Raw genomic sequence first — 1,051 nt, 5'->3', positions numbered from 1 at the left:
GGGCTCGAAGACCGGGAGCTTCTCCTCCCAGCCCGCCGGCAGCTCACCCGCGGCGATCCGGTCGAACTCGGCGGCGCGCTCGGTGTTGTCGTCCCGCCACAGCTGGAACGTCTTCTCCCACTGCGCCTTCGCCTCGGCACCCCGGTCGAGGGCCTTGCGGGTGTGGGCGATGACCTCGTCGGCCACCTCGAAGGACTGCTCCGGGTCGAAGCCGAGGACGCGCTTGGTCGCGGCCACCTCGTCGTCGCCGAGCGCGGAGCCGTGGGCGGCCTCGGTGTTCTGGGCGTTCGGGGCGGGCCAGGCGATGATCGAGCGCATCGCGATGAACGACGGCCGGTCCGTCACCTTCTTCGCGGCCTCGACGGCGTTGTAGATCGCGTGCGGGTCGAGGTCGCCGTCCGGCTTCGGGGCGATCCGCTGCACGTGCCAGCCGTAGGCCTCGTACCGCTTGGCCGTGTCCTCGGAGACGGCCGTCTCCGTGTCGCCCTCGATCGAGATGTGGTTGTCGTCCCACAGCAGGACCAGGTTGCCCAGCCGCTGGTGGCCGGCGAGCGAGGACGCCTCGGCGGAGATGCCCTCCTGGAGGCAGCCGTCACCGGCGATGCAGTAGATGAAGTGGTCGAAGGGGGACTCGCCCTGCGGGGCCTGCGGGTCGAACAGACCACGCTCGTAGCGGGCGGCCATCGCCATGCCGACGGCGTTGGCGACACCCTGGCCCAGCGGGCCGGTCGTCGTCTCCACGCCCGTCGTGTGGCCGTACTCGGGGTGACCCGGGGTCTTCGAACCCCATGTACGGAAGCTCTTCAGGTCGTCCAGCTCAAGACCGAAACCGGCCAGGTACAGCTGGGTGTAGAGGGTCAGGGACGAATGGCCCGCAGACAGCACGAAGCGGTCGCGGCCGACCCAGTTCGCGTCTGCCGGGTCGTGCCGCATCACCTTCTGGAAGAGGGTGTAGGCGGCGGGAGCCAGGCTCATCGCCGTACCCGGATGGCCGTTGCCGACCTTCTGTACGGCGTCGGCGGCAAGGACCCGGGCGGTGTCAACCGCGCGC

1 protein-coding gene is annotated in these 1,051 nt (G+C 70.2%); it reads right to left on the bottom strand.

Translation table 11 applies throughout. The features are described from left to right. A partial coding sequence (locus ACFPIH_RS56270; protein WP_465270404.1) for a transketolase family protein occupies positions 1–1,051 on the bottom strand: 1,051 nt, incomplete at both ends.

Origin of the sequence: Streptomyces vulcanius (genome assembly GCF_042653945.1) — a bacterium.
GTDB classification, from domain to species: domain Bacteria; phylum Actinomycetota; class Actinomycetes; order Streptomycetales; family Streptomycetaceae; genus Streptomyces; species Streptomyces mangrovi.
Note: the sequence above shows the minus strand (reverse complement) of the source record. Positions and strands in the feature narration are given on the sequence as shown.